1 protein-coding gene is annotated in these 1,346 nt (G+C 62.5%); it reads left to right on the top strand.

The window, feature by feature from the left end; genetic code table 11:
* The coding region (locus NKJ06_RS35440) for a tyrosine-type recombinase/integrase (RefSeq protein ID WP_352812577.1) at window positions 1-1,248 on the top strand (1,248 nt) is incomplete at its 5' end.
* Window positions 1,249-1,346: the final 98 nt, after the last annotated feature.

Here is a 1,346-nt window from a genome sequence, read left to right as displayed (position 1 = left end):
TTCGAGGACTTATTCGCCTACCCGAAGGTCGTAGCGCGTCACCATGACGGGCCCGAGGCCTCGAAGCGGCTGCGCTATCTCAAGCATCTCGCCGATCAGCGTGCCGCTCGTGAGACTTTGCTGCGCACGGCCCGCGAGCTGCTGGTCATTGCGGAGCGGCTGGACCTGTCCGGCGGCAGGCGCGTCAGGCAGGCCGAGATCGACGCGGCCGCTCAATCTTGGGCCCGATACCAGCACGCGCGAAACAGAGCCTGCGGTGAGAAGTGGTCACGGCGTTTGTTCCATGACGTCGCCGCAGCGTGGCTTTGCTTTCTTGGCCAGCTTGACGAACCGGCTCCCAACGAACCGAAGGCCCACTGCGAAAAGGTCGACGACTTCATCGCCTATCAACATGATGAGCGTGGCTTATCGGCGAGCACCCTAGCCAACCAACGCTGGCAGGTAGAGACTTTCCTCGAACATTTAGGCGTCGAAAAATCTTCGATCGCCGACATCACCGTTGCAGACGTAGACGCTTTCCTCGACGTAAAGGGTCGTGGCGGGTGGTCTCGGGTGTCGGTAGCGACGAGCGCGCACGCCCTGCGCGCGTTCTTCCGCCATGCTCAGCGTCGACAATGGTGTTGCCCCGGAATCGCCGCAGCGATCGACGCGCCGCGACTGTTCAGGGAAGAAGCTTTGCCGATGGGCCCGGCATGGCCCGATGTCCAGCGGCTCCTTGAGAGCACGAGGGACAGGACCGCGCGTGACGTCCGTGACCACGCGATTCTAAAGCTGCTCGCGATCTATGGACTGCGAAGCGGCGAAGTCCGCGGTCTTTGTCTCGAAGACATCGATTGGACGAGAGAGGTCATCGAGGTGACCCGGTCCAAGCAGCGCAAGACGCAATACTACCCCCTGGTGACCTCCGTCGGCGACGCTGTTGTGAGTTACCTTCAGCTGGCGCGCCCCCGCTGCCGTCGTCATGAGGTCTTCCTCACCCTCAAGGCCCCGTTCCGGCCGCTGTCGGCGAGCGCAGTGTACCATGTGGTTGCAAGCCGACTGAGCGCCCTGGGCGTTCAGTCGATGCATTTTGGCCCTCATGGACTTCGCCACGCCTGCGCCACCCACCTTGTTGCGCAAGGTCTGAGCCTGAAGGAGATCGGGGACCATCTCGGCCATCGCAGCGCCTTTGCGACCCGCACCTACGCCAGGGTCGACCTTGCCGGACTGCGCGAGGTCGGGGCGTTCGATCTGGGAGGATTGGCATGATCCTTTCAGAAATTATCGCCAGCTTTGTCGATCACCGGCAAGCAATCGGAATGCGCTTCCGCACGGAGGTGCGCACGCTCAAGTCGTTCTGTCGCTTC

This window comes from Mesorhizobium sp. M0293 (assembly GCF_040321735.1).
In the GTDB taxonomy this organism is placed as follows: Bacteria; Pseudomonadota; Alphaproteobacteria; order Rhizobiales; family Rhizobiaceae; genus Mesorhizobium.
The sequence above is the reverse complement of the archived record's forward strand: the minus strand, read 5'-3'. Positions and strand labels throughout refer to the sequence as shown.